Genomic DNA, 1383 nt, shown 5'->3' with positions numbered 1-1383 from the left:
GTGGGTTTATTATTGAGTTGCAACCATATTTATAATCAATACCTTTTTATTGATAACTCTGAAAAGAATTTGAAACAATTTGAAAAGTCTGCTCGTAATATGCACTCACTCACTCGGTACAGCCGTGCAAACCAAATTAACAAACAGTGGATTGACCGTTATCTCAATCAAGCCCATTCTTTTAAGCAGGCTTCTATTCGGGCTCATTTTAATGTTATGGCGTGGTCGGATAATCCGCAAGAACTCCGTAATATAAAAAATGACTGCGGAAGTGCTTTAGCTTCTATGGAATGTAAACCCCATCATAATACAGTTGATGTTGCCACTTTGTATTGGGCGGGTATTCCTGGAAATGCTGCGGATTTTCCGAGTGAAGAAAGTTTTTACACTTTTATAGAACCTGCCTTATGTTTCTTCACGCAAGAAACCAATTACCATAGTTCGCCTAGCCCATTTGGTATCAAAATGTCGGATAGGCTTACAGGCAAACCTATCCATTTGGATATTTCGGATTTGCCAATGAAAAAAGGAATTATCACCAACCGAAACAAATTTGTTCTCGGTCCGTCAGGAAGTGGGAAGTCATTTTTTACCAATCATATGGTACGCCAGTATTACGAGCAAGGCACACACGTATTGATGGTAGATACAGGAAATTCTTATCAAGGTATTTGTGAACTGATTAACGCTAAAACCAAAGGCACAGACGGCGTGTATTTTACATATACCGAAGACAATCCGATTGCTTTTAATCCTTTTTATACGGACGATAATGTATTCGATATAGAAAAAAGGGAAAGTATCAAAACCCTCATTATGACCCTTTGGAAACGCGAAGACGAACCCGCAAGGCGTTCAGAAGAAGTAGCACTATCTAATGCGGTTAATCTCTATATCCAATACATCAAAGATGACCCAGAGCATCAACCTTGCTTCAATGGTTTTTATGAGTTTGTAAAAAAAGATTATCGACTGGTCTTAGAAAAAAAGAATGTCCGAGAAAAGGATTTTGACTTGATGAACTTTTTGAATGTTTTAGAACCGTATTACAAAGGTGGCGAGTACGACTATCTTTTAAATTCGGACAAAGAAATGGATTTGCTCAACAAGCGATTTATCGTTTTTGAAATTGATGCCATTAAAGACCACCCGATATTGTTTCCTGTCGTTACCATTATCATTATGGAGGTCTTTATCAATAAGATGCGAAGACTCCAAGGGATTCGCAAAATGATATTGATTGAAGAGGCTTGGAAAGCCATCGCCAAAGAGGGAATGGCAGAGTATATTAAGTATCTGTTTAAAACCGTTCGTAAATACTTTGGTGAAGCCGTAATTGTAACCCAAGAGGTGGACGATATTATTCACTCTCCAATAGTAAAA

The 1383-nt window shown here is 37.9% G+C and carries 1 protein-coding gene; it reads left to right on the top strand.

What is annotated here, in order from left to right; translation table 11 throughout:
- A partial coding sequence (locus VQ048_RS12160; RefSeq protein ID WP_327611923.1) for a TraG family conjugative transposon ATPase occupies window positions 1-1383 on the top strand: 1383 nt, incomplete at both ends.

Origin of the sequence: Bergeyella anatis (genome assembly GCF_036016955.1) — a bacterium.
GTDB lineage: Bacteria > Bacteroidota > Bacteroidia > Flavobacteriales > Weeksellaceae > JAYWXI01.
Note: the sequence above shows the minus strand (reverse complement) of the source record. Positions and strands in the feature narration are given on the sequence as shown.